General features: G+C 62.6%; 17 protein-coding genes. 4 read left to right on the top strand and 13 right to left on the bottom strand.

Annotated features, from left to right (window positions below):
• Window positions 1-1,544: 1,544 nt before the first annotated feature.
• Window positions 1,545-1,985, top strand: a complete 441-nt coding sequence (locus tag KVT38_RS14165; RefSeq protein WP_217594376.1) for a hypothetical protein — start codon at window positions 1,545-1,547, stop codon at window positions 1,983-1,985.
• A gap of 252 nt (window positions 1,986-2,237) precedes the next feature.
• On the opposite strand, the gene KVT38_RS14160 is transcribed toward KVT38_RS14165, so the two are convergent.
• The 11 genes from KVT38_RS14160 to KVT38_RS14110 form a co-directional block, all read right to left on the bottom strand.
• Window positions 2,238-2,687: a phage tail protein gene (locus tag KVT38_RS14160; protein ID WP_217594375.1), complete on the bottom strand. Its 450-nt coding sequence runs from the start codon at window positions 2,685-2,687 to the stop codon at window positions 2,238-2,240.
• Window positions 2,688-2,695: 8 nt separating this feature from the next.
• Window positions 2,696-2,947: a DUF6760 family protein gene (locus KVT38_RS14155; RefSeq protein ID WP_306795318.1), complete on the bottom strand. Its 252-nt coding sequence runs from the start codon at window positions 2,945-2,947 to the stop codon at window positions 2,696-2,698.
• Window positions 2,887-3,267 (bottom strand): phage tail assembly protein, encoded by a 381-nt coding sequence (locus KVT38_RS14150; RefSeq protein ID WP_217594374.1) that lies wholly within the window; start codon window positions 3,265-3,267, stop codon window positions 2,887-2,889. Before KVT38_RS14150 ends, KVT38_RS14155 begins: the two co-directional genes overlap by 61 nt.
• A 294-nt stretch (window positions 3,268-3,561) precedes the next feature.
• Window positions 3,562-3,996: a phage tail protein gene (locus KVT38_RS14145; protein ID WP_090112549.1), complete on the bottom strand. Its 435-nt coding sequence runs from the start codon at window positions 3,994-3,996 to the stop codon at window positions 3,562-3,564.
• A 70-nt stretch (window positions 3,997-4,066) separates the two neighbouring features.
• Entirely contained in the window at window positions 4,067-5,776 is a 1,710-nt protein-coding gene (locus KVT38_RS14140; RefSeq protein WP_217594373.1) for a phage tail sheath family protein, read from the bottom strand.
• 306 nt (window positions 5,777-6,082) lie between these two features.
• Window positions 6,083-6,883 (bottom strand): hypothetical protein, encoded by an 801-nt coding sequence (locus KVT38_RS14135; RefSeq protein WP_217594372.1) that lies wholly within the window; start codon window positions 6,881-6,883, stop codon window positions 6,083-6,085.
• Complete coding sequence (locus KVT38_RS14130) at window positions 6,880-7,476, bottom strand: Pvc16 family protein (protein ID WP_368859095.1); 597 nt, start codon at window positions 7,474-7,476, stop codon at window positions 6,880-6,882. The genes KVT38_RS14135 and KVT38_RS14130 overlap by 4 nt, the downstream gene beginning before the upstream one ends.
• A gap of 96 nt (window positions 7,477-7,572) precedes the next feature.
• On the bottom strand, window positions 7,573-9,798 hold the full coding sequence (locus KVT38_RS14125; RefSeq protein ID WP_217594370.1) for an AAA family ATPase: 2,226 nt from the start codon (window positions 9,796-9,798) through the stop codon (window positions 7,573-7,575).
• Window positions 9,799-9,811: 13 nt separating this feature from the next.
• Window positions 9,812-11,179, bottom strand: a complete 1,368-nt coding sequence (locus KVT38_RS14120; RefSeq protein ID WP_217594369.1) for a PP2C family protein-serine/threonine phosphatase — start codon at window positions 11,177-11,179, stop codon at window positions 9,812-9,814.
• Window positions 11,180-11,241: 62 nt separating this feature from the next.
• The gene (locus KVT38_RS14115) at window positions 11,242-11,583 is read right to left on the bottom strand and encodes an STAS domain-containing protein (RefSeq protein WP_217594368.1); all 342 of its coding nucleotides are present in this window, start codon (window positions 11,581-11,583) and stop codon (window positions 11,242-11,244) included.
• Between the two features lie 14 nt (window positions 11,584-11,597).
• Window positions 11,598-12,050: an ATP-binding protein gene (locus tag KVT38_RS14110; protein WP_217594367.1), complete on the bottom strand. Its 453-nt coding sequence runs from the start codon at window positions 12,048-12,050 to the stop codon at window positions 11,598-11,600.
• Window positions 12,051-12,218: 168 nt separating this feature from the next.
• On the opposite strand from KVT38_RS14110, the gene KVT38_RS14105 reads away from it, so the two are divergent.
• From KVT38_RS14105 to KVT38_RS14095, 3 genes are all read left to right on the top strand, one after another.
• A complete protein-coding gene (locus tag KVT38_RS14105) occupies window positions 12,219-12,848 on the top strand; it encodes an eCIS core domain-containing protein (protein WP_217594366.1) in 630 nt (209 codons plus the stop codon).
• An 85-nt stretch (window positions 12,849-12,933) separates the two neighbouring features.
• Window positions 12,934-14,931, top strand: coding sequence for a hypothetical protein (locus KVT38_RS14100; RefSeq protein WP_217594365.1), 1,998 nt, complete (start codon window positions 12,934-12,936; stop codon window positions 14,929-14,931).
• A 66-nt stretch (window positions 14,932-14,997) separates the two neighbouring features.
• Window positions 14,998-15,516 carry a YbjN domain-containing protein gene (locus KVT38_RS14095; RefSeq protein ID WP_217594364.1) on the top strand — a complete coding sequence of 173 codons (519 nt, stop codon included), beginning with the start codon at window positions 14,998-15,000 and terminating at the stop codon, window positions 15,514-15,516.
• A gap of 56 nt (window positions 15,517-15,572) precedes the next feature.
• Here the strand turns inward: KVT38_RS14095 and KVT38_RS14090 are convergent, their stop codons facing one another.
• Together KVT38_RS14090 and KVT38_RS14085 are read right to left on the bottom strand one after the other, a co-directional pair.
• Window positions 15,573-16,391 (bottom strand): MBL fold metallo-hydrolase, encoded by an 819-nt coding sequence (locus KVT38_RS14090; RefSeq protein ID WP_254639218.1) that lies wholly within the window; start codon window positions 16,389-16,391, stop codon window positions 15,573-15,575.
• Window positions 16,392-17,185: 794 nt separating this feature from the next.
• Window positions 17,186-17,860 (bottom strand): GNAT family N-acetyltransferase, encoded by a 675-nt coding sequence (locus KVT38_RS14085; protein WP_217594404.1) that lies wholly within the window; start codon window positions 17,858-17,860, stop codon window positions 17,186-17,188.
• Between the last annotated feature and the right edge of the window lie 86 nt (window positions 17,861-17,946).

Below are 17,946 nucleotides of genomic sequence, written 5' to 3'. Positions count from 1 at the left end.
CGGCTTCTTGCCGTTCGATTGCCGGCATTCTCGTCCATGACAGCACGCTCGTTAACGGTGCGCGCAGAAGGCTCCGACAAATCCGTCAAGTCCTTGCGATACCCTCGTGTCCGCTCGTTTTCATCATAGATTTTCGCCGCTCTTGCCGTCGGCTCGTCCGATCGTAAATAAGGCGCCTGGATCCCGACTGGCTGCCAACGGGAGCCGTACATGCGACTCAAACGGGTCGACGGCGCTCCCGGCACGAACGCCCGACGTGCGACGTTGTGCACCAACACGCCAAGCCCGGGTTCCGTTTCTCTGTTTAACGCTTCTCTATTTAACGTTTCTCTATTTAACGTTTCTCTACCGGCGGCTCTAGCGAATAACGATAGACGATACGGCCATAAAATGGCTTGTCCCTCAAGGCCTGCATCTCGATGGCTTTCGCTGTCCAAGGCAAGCTCGGTATTGGAAGCCGAAGTATCATTGCCGAGATCGCTCGACGTTGGGCCGAACTTGCTGCCGTCGAGTGCTCGCCGTTCGAATAGCTTCTTGTCTGCCGTCCGTTGAATACGAGTTGGACCTTTAAAATCTACCGGCTGTGCGCTTGCGGCTGCATCATAAACATTTTCCGCGTCACGAACAGCCTCGACTTGCTGAACAACAGCGCCGGTACTAGCGTTAGAACCCGCGCCCGTTTTCGCCTCGGCAGGGCCGCCCATGTTCGCGTCCGCACTGGGCAAATCGTTTCGATGGACGTCTTGCGGAGTTGTCCCCCGGCGGTCGCGCTTGCTCGGCAACGCGGGTACCGAATCGTCCCGCCGGTCCTGTCCTGCGACAGGCGGCGCCCCCGGAGCCCGGTGGGCATCCGATGGCGTGGGCTGTATGCTATGTCGTTGCTCCGTATCCATAGAGGAAGACCTACTGTCCGCGTCCGCCGTGTGCGCGCTGGGGCGCACGTCCGCTGCTCGAACCTGAGTAGGACCAACATCCCGCCGCTGCCTGCGGACCCGCGCGTGCACAAAACCCTGTGGAGACAACGTTAGCTGCCTGACGGCGGATAAATCCTTCCCTGCCGGACCCGCGACCAAACGGCTCAACAGCTGCCGGACGGCCGGCGCCGACAATGCGATGCCGCTTTTAATCGGAGCAGGTTTTCGGTGCCTCTTACTGGAAAAGCTATTGCCGCTCACAGTATTTCGCTGTAAAACTCGCGCACGCCATCGCCCGGAATCCGCGCCAGCTTTTGCACTGCCGCTTCCACGATGCTGTGTTGCATTAGGAAGGGTCGGCTTCGAATCTTTATGATGTCCGTAGACGCGGTGGCCGCCGTTTACCTTTTGCAAAGGCTGTTCGTTCCCGTGCTTGCGCTCGGCCCATTCAACGTCAAGCTGCCGGTCGATAATGGCGACACGTTCCGATTGCGGCGGCGACTCGTTCGAATCGAAACCGTTCTGAGCGACGATCTCCTCATCTGTTCGCTCTTGCGGCGTAACGACGCTTTGCCCTTCGCGTTCCCTTGTTTGCTCGCCCTCTCGCCGATCTAACGCGGATGCGCGATTGTGCTGACGGAGCGCCGCGTTGTCGCGGGCATGCGGTCGCCGATCTTGCTGTCCGCGTCCGCGAACGTCCGAATTCGGCCGACGCACTTGTTGTTTTTGCCGTTCGCTTTCGCGGCCGTTGTTGTTTTGCGGCATACGTTCGCTTCCGCCCATCTGCTGCTGCCGCGAGCCGCCGCTTTCACCGGCACGCGCAGCGTCCGTCATCTCGAGGCCGCGATCTCTCCGTCCGGCATCCGATCTAGGCTGCGCAGGCGCATATGGCGACTGAATCGCCTGCTCCCGCACGATTCGCTGCTCTCTCACGATGCGCTCGACTTCGCGTACGACGACGGTGTGCCGCTCGACGACGCGCTCCTTGACGATCGTGCGGACCTCGCTGCGCATCGGCGCGCCGATCGGCTGCCTGGAGGGCGGAGCCAAAAGAGCCTGTTTTCTCTCTAGCGGCGTATGCGCCGCCCGGGCGCGCTTGCTCGAAGTCGGCACCGCTCGGAAGACGAGAGTGGGTCGGGACGACCGGGCCTGACCATGAAGCGATGCGTATTTTCGCTTGATCGCTTCGGCGAAAACGCCGTTCTCCGGCTTCGCGACAGCCGCCGACAGACGGCGTAGTCCACCCTTGAATCGCTTCATGCTCCCCCTCCTTCCGCGCGGAACGCCTGCGAGAAGCGCGGCCGCAAGACACGAACGCCTTTTCTACTTTTTAGAGAAAATCGCCTTGATGCCGTTGTGCACGAGCTCGATCGATTCGATCGCAACGTCGCTCGACCTTGCATCGAGCGCCGGTCCGGTCCATTTGACCGGATAAGCCTCGAAAAAGTTCCAGCGGCAAAGCTCTTCTCCGTCCTGACGGTACAGAATGATCGAACCGCTCTTGCGCGAGACCGTCCCGCGGGCGGTCTGATCGTACCAGTCCCACAACGCCGACGACGACGAAAAGCCGCGACGGAGCACAATCTGGGCGAAGCGCGTTCCTTTGGGGAAGCGGTGCGTATAACCGTTCACGCCGCCTTCGCGATATTCCTCATACTCCGTCTGCGATTCAAGCCCTTGTACGTCGGAAAAGCCGGCCACCAGCATCCCGTCCAGCTCGACGTCGAAACGGAAGCTGCCGAGCACGTCGCGTGTATTGCCGTTTGCCCCCATAGCGCCCGTCACCTCCTGCCGAATACGTCGAACGGATTGTTTTTATCGGGCTCGTCGTTCAGCTTCTTGTTGATCTTCGAAATCTCGTCGCACCACCGCCTGCGCTCGCGATGCTCCATGTTCATGATGTCGTCGTGCGGCCAATGGAAATAGTAAGCGATAAAGCCGACCTCCTCGTACAACCGGTCTGCGGCGTACGTTACGAGAGGCCCTCCGCTACGGACAAAAAATCCACTTCCACCTCGAACTCGTGATCGCATTTCGGACATGCGGTTTGCAATTTAGGTGATTCAAGATCGTTGATCTGGCGGTATATATTCTGAAGATAGGATAAGTCTGCCGTAAACAGCTTCTCGATTACCTTCGTATCGACATGCTTCAGCTCGCCAAGACGCGTCACGACGCGCGCGAGCAGGATGATCGTCAAATAGCTGGCGTTTTGCTGGACACGAGGATCCCTCATGGGCAAAATCTCGTCGGCGGCCGTAGCGAGCCGCATGACACCGCGCTTGTGCAAATTGCCGGCATCGTCGACGTATCCGCGGGGAAGCTCGAATTCGTATTCGGTTTGAAAGGCCATGATGCTCCTCCAGTCTTAAAAATCATATTCGCGATCGGCCATGCGAACGGCATCGACCGCGGATGCAAGCCTGCTTCTGGCGGTAACGGCGGACTGCAAGAAAAGCGGGTCTAACGAATCGCGACCTGCGCTTCTGGCAACCGGCTACATAAGCCTACATAAGATACACGCCGCTCAATCTTGGGAACGCCCCGAGCCTCGTATCGTTCGAAAAATGCGGGAAAGCTGCCGACAGTCGAACAACGCGCCTGCCGGTCAGCTCTCCAGCCGCCCCGAGGGGCCTAGAAGTTTGAATTATTGCGTACGGGTCATGCCTTCATGCGCCAGCTCAAGCAGCTCGATCGCCGCTTCGGAGCCTTGGCCGTTGAAGTTCGGCGCGGTATAGCGGACCGGCCAAGCTTCGATGACCTGCCAGGTCGCCACGTCCGTGCCTTCCTCGTCGATAGCGATGATCGTGACCGTCTTGCGCTCGACCGTGCCGTTCACGCAGTCCTGGATCCATTCCCACAGCTCCAGGGAGTCGGTCGCGCCCCATTTGAGGCTGATGTTGCCGTAGCGCGCCAGCCCGGGGAGCTTGCGCGGCGTGATGACTTCGTTGCCTTCGCGGTACTGGATGACGTCGAACGAAGCGTCGAAGCCAGACACTTCGCTGAAGCCGGCTTGCTGCAAGCCTTCGAGCTCAACGCGGAATCTAAAATTGCGGTACGGATCTGTACGTTCTCCTGTCATGGGTATCCCCTTCCATGAATATCATGCGCGCATCCGGACGGCGGACGGCGCTATGCTGCCTTGCCGTCCTTTATTCGGAGCCGGTCTTCTGCGTGATGCGGAAGATGACGACCTCCGCCGGCTTGACCGGCGCGACGCCGATGACGCAGATGAGGCGGCCGTTGGCGATGTCGTCCTGGGTCATCGTGGAGCGGCCGATATCGATGAAGAACGCTTCGGACGGGCTTGAGCCGACGAGCGCTCCATCGCGCCATACGCGCGTCAGGAAGGCGTCGATCGTGCGCTGCACGCGCGCCCACAGCTGATCGTTGTTCGGCTCGAATACGACCCAGTTCGTGCCGGCCTTGATGGAGCCCTCCAGGAAAATGAACAGACGGCGCACGTTGATATACTTCCAGAGCGAGTTGGAGGACGCGGTGCGGGCGCCCCACACGCGGATGCCTTGGCCGGTGAACGAGCGGATCAGGTTGACGCCGGCCGGGTTCAGGATGTCCTGTTCGCCGGTGTTGTACTGCACGTCGAGACCTACGACGCCGCGCAGCACTTCGTTGGCAGGCGCCTTCTGTACGCCGCGCGTCGTGTCGGAGCGCGAGTAGATGCCTGCCATCGTGCCGGACGGCGGCACGAAAATGTTGCGCTTGTCGAGCGGATCGAACACCGACAGCCACGGATTGTACAGTGCGGCGTAGCTGGAGTCGAACAAGTCGCGGTGCGTCAGCACGTCGGCTACCTTCGTCTTCTCGCGCGGAATGTCGAGAATGGCGAAGCGGCTGCCGAGATTCTCGCAGTGCGCGACGAGCGACAGCTGGACGTTCGGATCGGTCACGCCCGGGATGGCCATGATGCTGACCACGTCGTTGTCGATGAACGACTGAATGCCCGTGCGCCGGCCCGGCCCGCGGTCTTCGCCGATGAAATCGGCGGCCGACAGATTGCCGATGGTACCGTCGCTGCCGCCCGTCAGTACGAACTCGACTACGCCTTCGGCGTCGCCCGTCAGCTGTTCGAACGGCGCCGTCGCCGACGTCGAAGTGACGAGCGCGGTGACGTTGACCAAGTTGGAACGGCTCGCTACCTTGTCCAGGTAGGAAGGCGCTTCGGGATTAAGCGATACTTTTTCAAAAATCTCGACTTCGTCGCCGAACACGACAGTCAGCGTAAACTCGCTCGTGGACAGCACCTTCGTCGGCAGCAGCGCCGTATCGACGACGTCGCCGGCCAGCGGCTCGGCCAGCTCGATGATGTTGTCCTGGATGCTGACGATGCGGGCCAGCTGAACTTCGCCGCCGGCCGCGAAGGAGACGACGTCGCCGGCGTAAAAGCCGTTCGCGTTTTTAACGCGGTAGCGCTTGTCGGTCACTTCGTAGATCTGCGTCTTCGCCTTGCTGGCCGGCGCCAGCGATACGCTGACGAGGTTGCCCCACGCGCCGGGATTCTTGGCAGAGACAGAGAGCGCGTCGGCAAGTCGATCGCCGTTAGTAGCGGGCTTCGCGTCGGAAGGCGCTACCCGCATCACGTAGCAGCGCGAGCCGCCGTTCATGAAAAACTGTTCGACCGCATAAGCCAAATAACGATAACTGCCGAAGGCGCTCTCGGACAAATACGAGCCGAACGCGCGCTGGAAATCGGCGGGGCCGGTCACGAGCAAAGGAAGACCCTCTACCGCGCCCCGCTGGGCAAGGCCGATAAAACCGGCCGTGCTGGTGCTGACGCCCTCAAGCGGTCTGGACCCGCTCTCGAATTCCTCTACATATACCCCAGGCGACAAATATTCTGCCATACTCCCCGGCTCCCTCACGGATGCATCCTGATGTCGTACTTGATGCGGCATCCGTCAGCGGCCAGTTCCTCCTCTCTGCTGGTGGGTTAATCGCCGCGGGACAAGCGGGACGCTCAGACAGCCGGCACGAATGACCAAACTTGCATTCGATGCCGGCGTTAGAAACGCGCCCGGTTGACCGCAGCCTATCGATAATCTATAAAAATCGCCGCCTCGCAAGCGGTTAAAGCCGCAAGTGAGGCATCGTCATGCCCTTTGTCCGCGCGGCCGCCGCCTCTGTCGCGGTCGACCGCTCAATCGCCTTCGTCAGCCGGCCGGCCATACGACGCGATCCTGCCGGGTCACCGTGCCGCCGGCCGCGGTCCATTCCACGCGCGTCCGCTTCTTACCGAGCACAAGCTCCGCATGTACGCGGAACCGCTGCGGATAAGCGCCGCGCAGCGCGAGCGTCGCCGCTCCGTCGCAGTCGGTGAGCGCCGCTGCCGCCGGCAGCAGCAGCGCGCCGCGCCGCCAGTCGCGTACCGCCGGCACCTCAAGCGACAGCAGTCCCGGCTGGCCCGTGTCCGGTCCGACGCGGCATCGCTCCGTCGCCTTGCCCCCGCGCTCCATGAGGATGAAGCGGTCTCCCGGCAGCAGCCGGCCGCCCTCCGAAGCGTAGCGAAGCATGTCCGAACCGGCCGGCAGATCGTCGGCCAAGCGGCCCCGACCGCAGCTGTCTTCTTCGACCCAAGCATAAATGTCGATATCCGGAACCGGCTTGCCGTCCGCGTCGACCACCAGCAGTGCGAGCCCTGTCGCTCCCGGCGGCGCCGGGAGCCTTGCGCCGGGCAGCACGGGCGCGATGACGACCGGCGATTGCTTCGGGAGCGCTGTCAGATCGACGGCCCTTCGCACAATCATCCGCAGCGGCGCGGACACCGTCAAGCTGCATTCGGTCGCTTGCACGTCCATGAACGCATATCCGCCGTCCGCCGTTCGCAGCGGCTTGTGGGTAAGCCCTTCCAGCCGCACCAATACATCGGCGCCGGCAAGCGCCCGCCCCGTCCAAGCGTCGATCGGATACACGACGAGCGAGCAGCGGGAAACGAAGGTCGATTCGGCGCTCATCGCGGCTCTCCTTCGCCGATGTCGCGCAGCGTGATACGCCGCTCGACGACGCGAGGTCCCGGCTTCACCCGCGTCGACTCCAGCAAGATCGGGCCGACCCGGTAGACGAGCGACAGCTTGTAAGGCAGATCGCCGAACTGCCAGAGCCGTACGAGTTGATCCGTATCCATGTTCTCCGCCGTGATGCGCAGCTCTTCTCCGGACGTCGCGAGCGAGCCTTCGAGATAGGGCGCCCGAAGCACCGCGTTGTCGTACAGCGTCTGCATCACCTTGCCCAGCATGAGATGCTCGTCCAGCGTTCGGGCGAGCGGCTCCGCGGCCGAATGCGCGGTGACCATGTATGTAAGATCGAGCGCGAGCGGCGGATAGCGGAGCTGGCCGCCTTGCGCCTGCATCGCGTTCCTCCTGGCTTCCCCGCTCTCGCGGACGCCTACGAGATACAGAGACAAGCTAAGGTCTCCTTTGTCCGCCGGCGAAGCCAGGCCGATCAAGTCCGGACGGGCGATCGGATCGGGCGACAGCTGTTCGCGGAGCAGCTTCAAAAGACTTGCGCCGACCTCCGCGATCGCGGTATAGGAGCCGATGGATGACACCCCTCTCGAAGGCGATAGAATGATAAGCTTGGCCAAAAAGCACATTGCTACATTTTTCGCCAATAAATTCATTATATCGGCATTTACACGCAGTGGCTATCCAAAACTTGCGTCGGAATCCCCATCATAGGGAGCGAAATTGTCCTTGACCCAAATTTTTCCCATCTTGCGCAATTCCTGGGCCGATGCGCGCACCAAATGCGGCATTCCGATCGGCCGATCTTCGCCTGCCGCCAAAAAAGCGGCAGTCAGCACGATATTTTTAATATGGCCGCCCGCTACGTCGAGTCTCGCAGCGAGAAATGCCAGGTCGAGATCGTCCGCGGTCGGTACGGACGACGGCAGATGCGTTCTGAAAATGCGTTCGCGGTCCGCGACGTCCGGCGCCGGAAACTTGATGACCGCGCTCATCCGCCGCATAAGCGCTTCGTCCATATTCTGCAGCAGGTTCGTCGCCAATATCGTGACCCCGTCGTACGCCTCGATCCGCTGCAGCAGGTAGGCCGCTTCCATGTTAGCGTACTTGTCGTGGGCGTCTTTGACCTCGGTCCGTTTCCCGAACAGGGCGTCGCCTTCGTCGAAAAACAAAATGGCCCCGCTCTGCTCGGCTTCGGCGAATAGTTCTCTTAAACGCTGCTCCGTTTCGCCGATATACTTGCTCACGATGCGGGACAGGTCGATCCGGTACATGTCAAGCCCCAGCTCGCCCGCGACGATCTCGGCGGACATCGTCTTCCCCGTTCCCGGCGGTCCCGCGAGCAGCAGATGGAGCCCTGTGCCGTAAGGCAGCTTGTCGCGGAAGCCCCACTCCTCAAGCACCCGCCCGCGATGCGCGAACCGGCCGCAAGCCTCGCGCAGCAGCGCGAGCGGCTCCGGCGGCAACACAAGGTCGCTCCAGCTCCGCTTGGGCACGATCCGCTCCGCCATATCCGCCAGCCGGTGGCGGAACTGGCCGCGCGCGGCTTCCTCCAGCTCCGCGGCGGCAGGCCACGCGTGTCCGGCGCCCACAGCGAGCGTCCGCGCCTGGCGCCAGGCCTGCTCGGTCTGTCCCGGCGATAGCCGGTACTTGTCGGCGAGCGTCCGGAACAAGCCTTCTTCGTACCGGTGGGGCATCGGCCCCGAAATGCCTTCGCGGCCTCCCGCCGCCGACGCCATCCACAGCGTCTCGCGCCGCGAAGCATCCGGCAGGCCGACCTCGGCCTGCCAGAACATGCGTCCTTCGGCCGCAGGCAAGCTGTGCGATGTTCGCCGTTCGCGGCTGCACCAGCAGACGAGCGGCTGCGTGGCGTAGGACGCGTAGCTTGCGAGCGCATCGCCGTACATGCCCAGCACCGCGGGATCGGGCGCCTTCGCGCCTTCGCCTTCGGCGAAGCAAATCGCCGCGCCGGTCAGCAGCGCTTCCCTGACGAGCTGCGCGAGCGCGGCGGCGAGCTTGGCGGGCTCCGCCGGCAGCCGCTCGACCTGCGCGCAGAGCAGCGCCTGTCCCCGCGCCGCCGCCAGCCGCCGGACGCGAAGCCGCTTGCCGGCGCCCGCCGGCCCCCACAGCTGAACCATCGGCCAGTGCGGCTGCGCCCGCGCTTCCCGCGCTTCGGCCAGCGGCGCCAGAATGCGCCAAGCCTCGTCGTTCGCCGGCAGCTCCGGCAACTCCCCGTCGTCCGGCCCGTAGACGCGTGCGATGCCATCGAGCCGTGCATCGAGCAGCTCCGCCTCCAGCACGAAGCTGACGATGCGCGGGTCGAGCCGCAGCGGATCGCGGAAGGCGGGCGTTCGCGCGTGCGGCTCCTCGCCGGTATCGAGCAGCAGACGCCGCAGCAGCGGACTCGCGAGGGAGCGGCGAGCCTCGGCACGCTCGCCCGCGTCGTCGCACAGCAGGCGCAGCGCCAAATCCGGCGTCGCCGCCTTGAGCGTCACATCGTCGTTCAAATAACCGAACCACTTTTCGTACCGGCGGCTGCATTCGCCAGCGATCGCGAGCACGACGAGCCGCCGCTCCCATCGCGACAGGCCGAGCCGCTCCGTCAACGCGGCGAGCGGCAGCGAGATCCCCGCCGCCGCGCTCTCCTGCTCGCGTTCCGCCATTCGCGCCTCCGCCTCGCGCCGCCGTGCGGCATAGGAGCGCCATTCCGCCGAAGCCCGCTCGTCTTCCGGCTCCTTGCGCAGCAGCTCCTCCGGCGTTACGACGAGGCCTCTCAGCGCGGCCAGCGGGTCGGCGAACGGGTCCTCCCCCGTCGGGCCAAGCAGCGTCCGCATGCCTTCCTCGAGCACGAGCAGCTCGTCCGCGAGCAGCTGCGCGCCGTCCCGATATGTTCCGTTGCCGCTCAAGGCCGCTCCTCCTTCACGATCGTCTCATCAGGCTCAGCACCGCGATGTCGTCCGACTGCGGGGCGCCGTCTGCGAACATGAACACGTCCATCAACAGGGCGTCGATGACCTCGGCGCTCGACATGCCCGGCGTCATCCGCAAAAACTGCTGCAGCCGCCCGCCGCCGTATTGCTCCTGCGCGGCGTTTTCGGCCTCGGTGATGCCGTCCGTATACAGCACGAGCCGGTCGCCTTCTGCCAGCGATACGACCGTATCGTAATAACTCGATTCGGGCATCGCCGCCAGCGGCAGGCTTTTCCTCAGCTTGACCGGCTGCACCTCACCCGTCGCGCGCACGAGGTACGGCGTGCAGTGCCCGCCTTCGCTCAGCGTCATCTCGCCGGTGCCGGCGTCGAACACGCCGCATACGATCGTCGCGAACAGCATCGGGTCGTCCGCCGCCAGCTCGTCGTTGACCATGCGCAGCAGCTCGCCGGGCGACAGGTCCGGCTTCATCTTGCCCTTGAGCAGCGTCAGCGCGACCGCCATGAACAGCGCCGCGGGAATGCCCTTGTCCGACACGTCGCCGAGCGTGAAAAACAATCGATTCTGATCGATCTTGTAGAAATTGTAGAAGTCGCCGCCGACCTCCTTGGCCGACTTGAGCAGCGCGCAAACGTCGTACGGCTCATGCGCGGAAGGCATCGTGCGCGGCAGAAAGCTCATCTGAATGCCGCCTGCGATCTGCAGCTCGCTCTCAAGCCGATCCTTGATCTTGGTCGTCGCGGCCAGCGCGTTCATCGAGCTCTCGAGCTGCTCGTACAACCTCGCGTTCTCGAGCGCCACCGCCATCGGCTGGGCGACCGCTTCGAGCAGCTGCCGGTCACGATCGGTGAAAGGACGGCGGCCGCGCTTGTTGACGACCTGCAGGACGCCCTCCACCAATCCGCCCTTGACGATCGGCACGGTCAGCAGGTTGTGCGTCACGAAGCCGGTGGCGTCGGCCACCCGGCTCGACCAGCGCGGGTCCGCGGCGGGATCGTTGACGACGATGCTGTCGCCCGACTGCGCCACAAGACCCGCGATCCCTTCGCCAAACGGCAGCCGGATGCGCTTGACCTCGTCTCCTTTGCCGCCCGTGGCGACTTCGAAAAACAGCTCCTGCCTGTCCCGATCCACCAGCAGCACGGAGGCAGCCTCGACCGGCAATATCGTCTTCGCCCGCTCGACGATCAGCTCGATCTGCTCGCTGCGCCTTAGCGTCGAGTTCAGCTGCAAGCTGATGTCGAGCAGCGTGCGGGCCTGCCGCACACGAGAGCGGCACGACAAATATACGGCCGCGCCGCCGGCCAGCCCGCCCGCGACCAGCGCCGGGACGACCGCCGCCCACAGCATGTCCATCGCTTCCATCCCCTTCCGCGTCCGCGGCCCAGGCCGTCGAACGCCGCTTGCGCCTTCGGCCGTTAACGGGCCGCCAGCGCTGCCGTCGCCTGCTGCACCGTATCCGCCGTTTCGAGGATGCCGAGCAGGCCCGACATCTCGAACACTTCGCGTACCGCTTCGCTCATGCCGGCGCAGATCAAGCTGCCCTTGAGCGCCTTCGTTTTTTTGGCGGCCACAAGCACGACTCTGAGCCCCGCGCTGCTGATGTACTGGAGCGAAGAAAAATCCAGCACGAAACGGGTATGTCCCTCGCCGGCCAAGTTGACGAACGCCGCTTCGGCCTCCGATGCGTTTTGTCCGTCGAGACGACCTTCTATCGATAAAACGGCGACTCCGTTCTTTACCGCCGACTTCAATTCCATCTGCCGCACCTCTTTTAATCGTATTTGATCATCGTGAGCCTGTTGCCCGAAGGGAGCCGCTCGTAATCGAGCTCGTCCATCAGCCGCTTCACGAAATAAACGCCGAGCCCGCCGATAGGACAGCTGTCCAGGTCCTGCGTCAAGTCGGGGTCGGCTTGGACCAGCGGATCGAATGCCGCGGCATTGTCCTCCAGCACGAGACGCGCACCGCCCGCGACCGGCGTGACGCTCAGCCGAATACGGGGATCGCCGCCGTCCGGGTAGCCGTAGGACGCGATATTCGTCAAAAGTTCTTCGCAGGCAAGCGTCAACTGAAGCCTCGTACGCTCGGACCAGCCCATGCGGTCGCCGGCCGCTTCCATGAAGCGATGCAGCGAATCGATCGCAGCCATCCCTTCGTCGAGTGCGATCGCATAGCTACCGTCCATGCCCGGCTCCTCGTCCAACCTGTCGTTCCTAGCGGTCAATGGCTTCCCTCCGTCCGCCTCCAGGCGATGCCAGGACGTTTTTATTCACGCGTATCATACCATAATCCGACAAAAAAATAGCCGTTTACGGTAAACGAATCGTATTTACGCGGGAAAATATAAGTTATAATAGAAAACAAATCTTAGCACGGAAAAGAGGTCGCGACCTTGAGCCGTCTTTATGCCAACAATCACCGGCAAGCCGACTCCCGCGCCGGCCAGGCCGAGAGCCCGCGGCAGGGCAAGCCGATTCAGATGCTCGCGATGCAGCGCGCCGTCGGCAACCGGGCCGTCCTGCAGATGATGCGCGCGGGCGAGCTGTCGCCAGAGGAGTCGAACGCGCCCGCCCAGCGCAAGCAGGAACGTCCCGGCGCGCTGCCGCTCGACGTCCAGGCCAAGATGGAAAAAGTGATGGGCGCCGATTTTTCCAACGTCAACGTCCACGCCAATTCCTCGCAGGCTTCGAGCGTAGGCGCGCTCGCCTACGCACAGGGCAACGACATCCACTTCGCCCCGGGACAATACAATCCCGACACGCAGGGCGGCCAGAAGATCATCGGTCACGAGCTCGCCCATGTCGTACAGCAGCGACAAGGGCGCGTGCTGCCGACCGCCCAGCTCAAGAGCGGAATGCGCCTGAACGACGACCCCGCGCTTGAAAAAGAAGCGGACGATCTCGGCGAACGAGCGGCGTCGACGCCGGATCAAGCCGCGCCGACGATCCAGCGGATGGCCGATCGTCCGACGCCCGGCTTGCCCGAACATGTCGCTCCCTTCACCCCGGTTCAGCATTCGTGACCGCCGTCCTCTTTCCCGGTCTTGACCGGATCGGCCGCCTTCATCCTTCAACGCCACTCGTCCACCGCTAAGGAGTCGTGCATTCATGAGCTCGTTTCAAGCCCCATCCCGCTCCGCGGGACCCGCGGCCTCGCAGGCCGCCCAGGCCAAGTCTGCCCCTTCCCGGTCGTCCGCCGCTCCGTCGGTCGCGACGCTGCAGCGCATGCAGTCGCCGGCCGGCCTTTTGCAGCTCCAGCGCGCCCTGGGCAATTCGGCCCTGATCCAGATGCTGGCCGACCCCGCCCAGCTTCCGGCTTCGATGCCTTCCCCCAACGCTTCGAAGCAGACTTCGCTCGCAGGCGCGCATCTGCGCAGCTTCAAAAAGGAGCTTGACGCAAGCGGCTCCGAGTCGTTCGAGGTCGACGAGAGCAAGATGGTCGGCGGCAAGATCAAGTATCGCGGAGAGGTGGACGTATTCGAGGTATACGACAAGTCGGGCGGCTGGAAGCTCGCGAAGTTCGGCTCCGATTACGGCTTTATCCGCAAGGACAAAGTGAAGGCGCTCGGCGGCATCGCCGGCGCGCGGGACAAGCTGGCCGACATCAAGGCCCAGCAATCCGGCGGCGCGCTGTCGTCCGTCGGCGCCAATCCCGAAGCGGAAGAAGGAACCGAAGAGAATGTCGAGACGGCGGACAACCTGAAAGAGCTGGGCACGCTCGTGCCCGGCACCAAATCCGAACAACTCGAGGACGCGATCGACAACCTGAAGGGCGTAGAGGGCGCCGAGGACCAAAAGGAAGCGCTCGAAAACCAGAAGAGCCACCTGGACGTCGGCACCAATCCGCTTGAATTCGCCATGTCCGGCGTGAGCGGCCTCATCGCCATGAAAAAAACGATCGGCGCGATCAAAGATCCCGAGCAGTCCAAAATGGACGTGGCAGAAGGCGTCATCGACACCGCCGAGTCCGGAACGAAGATGGTGGAAAGCAGCTCGGGCCTCATTAACGATGCGGGCGTCGTTCACGGGACGGGCGAGGTCGGCGATGCGGGCGCCGTCAGCGATTGGGCCGGCTCGGTCGGCGAGGCGATCGCCGCCATCAAGAGCGCCTTCAGCGTCGTCAAAGGCATCTACGACATGTTCAAGAAAGGCATGAGCGATGAAGGCCTCAGCAAGGACGAAGCGGTGACCGGGACGCTGGAGGCGCTGGAAAACAGCCTTCAAGCCGCGCAAGGCGTCCTGAAAACCGTCAAGGCGATCAAGGATATACTTGACATGGGGACCGCCGGACTCGCCGCGGCCATCCCCGGCGTCGGCATCGCGATCAGCGGCATCTCCATCACGATCAAGACGTACAACGCGGTCAAGGCGACGGTATCCGCCATGAAGATGACGACGGCCAAGCGAGAGTTCAAATCCGCCTACGGCGCCGGCGGCAAAAACAAGGATTATGTGACGGCGGGCAAAAAGCGAACGCTCGGCGGCGTGCATCTGTGGACCACGAACGCAGGCACCGATCCGGTCAAGCTCAAGCAGCGCAAAGACGAGCTGACCGCGCTCGGCACTGGAGCGTCAGCGGAAGAAGTGCAGGAGCTGAAGGACATCCAGGACTACGAGCTCGCCAAGGAAATGAAATACATCAACCGCAAGCGGCAGGTACGCGGCACGATCGAGATCGGCCTGGAGATGACCAACATCGCCGGCGACATCGCGACGCTGTCCGGCGTCGGCGCGCAGGTCGGCATTCCGCTGAAGGCGGCAGCAGGCGGCGCAGGCGCGACGATGAAGGTAGCGCGGACGGTCAAGCAGGCGGGCCGGGACCGAGCCGCCAAAGCCGGCGCGTGGGGCATTACAAAGGCCGTCTTTAACGCGGACAAGTCCTCCTCCGCCAAGCTGGCCAAGCGCATCCAGCACAGCAACTTGATCTTGGAGATGGTCGCCGCGCTGCCCGAATACCGTCCCGGTGACGAGAACATCCTTAAGCAATACAAGCGCGTCGAAAACTTCATCTCGGCCAGCGGCGTCTCGACGGCCGAGCTGTTCCGCTTGAACGGCAACGTCGAAAAGCAGCGCGAGCTGCTCGTAAACGGCATGAAGCAACGTTGATTCGGTCCCAAAGGCCGCGGTCTTTCGTTTAGGCCAGGTTTGTACTTTGATTGAGAGGGTGAGCTTATGGACAACTATACGAATGCGCGCGACTTGGCGGAGCTCGGCTTTTTGCAGCAAGCGCTGGAGGAAGCCGGCTTGCCCTGCCGTCTGCTCGAACCGACCGAGGATATACCGATCCCCGCCCTGCTCGCCGCTCCCGACGCCGATGAAGACAACGGCGAACGGTATTTGACTTTTACGTTCGTACCGCTCGATGACGAGGATATCGGCGACATTCGCCTGCTTCAAATTTACACCGTCGTTGCCCCAGCCGTCGCTTCTGATGCGCGCGCCGGACTCGCCGAGCTGCTTATGACGGTCAACAGCCGTCTCCCGCTCGGCCACTTCGGCTTAAACGACGCAGGCGAACTGTATTACCGCTACGTATGGGCCGTCGGCGCCGCGCACAAGCTGCCGCAGCCCGACGCGCTGCATGTTATCGATCTGTTCCTCATGACGCTTGGCATGTTCGGACGGACGGTCGGCGACGTAGCGTCGGGCAACCGCTCCGCCGCGGAAGCGATCGCCGCCTTGTCTTCTTAAGCGTAGACGGTTATCGTTTCGGCCGCATATAAAAAAGAGGGGCTAGCCTCCATGGACTAGACCCCTCTTTTTGTTGCCGACACCCGCAGCTCCATCCCTTCGGTAGCGAATCGCGCCCAAGCAGGCAATCCGTAATCCCGTCTGACGTCGATATCGTGGGACATATGCGTGAACACAACGGCCGGCGCGCCGACTTCCTCGGTTAAACGCAGACCTTCCTTGACGTCGTACAACGACCGCGTCTCCATCGGATACGGTTCCTCGTAAAAACTCGTCCCGAGGATGAGCAGCGACAGCCCATGCAGCGGCGCCTTCTGCTCGTCCGACAAGTCGATCGAATCGGGGCAGTACGCGAACGATCCGCCCTCTGCATGATCGAAGCGATATGCGTACGAATAGCCGTTTTTGCCGTGGTTCACCTTCCATGCCCGGATCGCCCATCCGCCGTACGCCAGAGCTCCGGCCTGCTCGAGCGGCCGGTGAAGCAGCCGTCCTCCAATCCAGGGATACCGGGTGGCGACGTCTTGTAGCACCTCGGCATGCGCGTACAGCTCTGCCGTCATTTCCAGCCAGCGACAGGCGTCGGCCCATTCGGCAAGACCGCCGATATGGTCGACATGCGCGTGCGTCAGCAGCGCCCGCTCCACCCGTCTCGCGCCGAGCCGCTCCATCTGATGGCGCCAATCCGGCCCGCAATCGACGAGCAGCGGCGCTTCTCCTCCCGTATTCAGCCAAATGGACGAACGCCGTCTGACGTTCCGCCCGCCTTCGCGCGCTTCCTCGCATACCGCACACTCGCAGTAGACGCGCGGCGTACCCAGGGAATCGCCGTTCCCCAGCACCTTGATGATCAAATCCTGTTGAGATGCCGACAACGCGCTACCCTTCCTTCCGTTGGTCCCGAACTATCTTGCTGTATTATGCTTTCCTGCAAAACTCCATCATCCTGCAACGGAATGGAGAAATTTGAATTCTATCGCAATATGTTTGTAAAGAATGTGCCATTACAGCTGGCCTTAGCGACCCTTGCGGTTTTTCGGCCCTGTCCGGCGTGTGTGCGGAAAAGCCTTAGTGCCTTTTTGCGCTTATCGGCGCTGTCCGGAGCGTCTCGGAGGGGCCGTTAGCGCCTTTTTGCACTTATCGGCGCCGTTCGGAGCGTCTTGAAGGCGACGTTAGTGCCTCTTTGCACTTATCGGCGATGTCCGGAGCGTCTCGGAGATGGCGTTAGCGCCTTTTTGCACTTATCGCTATGGAATTGCACGGTTTCTCCGTGTAACTCCGCTCTCCGGTGAAGCTTTCTATGGGAGCTGCACGGTTTCTCCGTGTAACTCCGCTCTCCGGTGAAGCTTTCTATGGGAGCTGCACGGTTTCTCCGTGTAACTCCACTCTCCGGTGAAGCTTTCTATGGGAGCTGCACGGTTTTTCCGTGTAACTCCGCTCTCCGGTGACACTTTCCACGGGATTGCACGGTTTTTCCGTGTAACTCCGCTCCCAGTAGCGGCTACCACGGGAGTTGCACGGTTTTTCCGGGCAACTCCCCCCACTCCCCGGTGATTCTATCGCGTTAACGTGCACTTGATTCTAAGACGAGAAAGTGCCGCTCGCGACCGTGATCGCAATAGCAGGGCCCCCGTCGATTGGTTCCGGGCAAAACACCCGACGGCCAAGCTTAGATCGGCAGCAGCTCGACGCTGTCCTGCGCTTCGAGCCGAGCGACCATCGTCTCCCAGGCTTCGGGCTTGTTCGGCAGCGCCGCGTAATACCAGCGCAAAAATCCGGCAGCCAGCGACGCTGGCAGCTTGGCTACTGCATCGTCCGCAGGCTTGAAGCATAGATCGAGGCCTTCGACGGCCTTGCCCTCGTGATCCCACGACGGATGCACGTACGCCAGATCGAGGCGCTTGAAGCCGAGATGCGACAGCACCTCGCGCCTGACGGCGGGATGCATCGGACCGACCGGACCGGCCGCCTCCGACTCGCCAAGCTGCGCAGGATCGTAAATCTCGGCGAACATGCCGAGCATCGGCACGCCGCTCTCCGCCTCCAGCCGCTTCAGATGCGCCTCGCGCTGCACGAGCAAAAAGCGGCCGATGCCAAGTCCCGGGCGGCCGACGATCGTGAAGTCCGTCATCGCTACGGCGAATTCGGGACGGTACCGATACTCCGTCGCGCCGACGACCTCGCCGTCCAGCACGGCGACGAACACCTGGATCGTCGGGTCCAGCAGCGGCTCCCGCCACAGCTCGAACGCCAGCACTTCCTCCGGCGGAAATACGCGCCCCATCAGTTCATGCATTTTCGTAAAATACGGGTCCTCGATCGATTCGATCTTGCGATATTCCAGCGCCATATCGGTCTCCTCCATACTCGGCTCAAAATAAAGAAAGACGGGGCGGCATGCATCCCCGTCTTCCGTGCGATCGCTTGCTC

The sequence above is a fragment of the Cohnella sp. GbtcB17 genome, assembly GCF_019091135.1.
Taxonomy (GTDB): Bacteria; Bacillota; Bacilli; order Paenibacillales; family Paenibacillaceae; genus Cohnella.
Note: the sequence above shows the minus strand (reverse complement) of the source record. Positions and strands in the feature narration are given on the sequence as shown.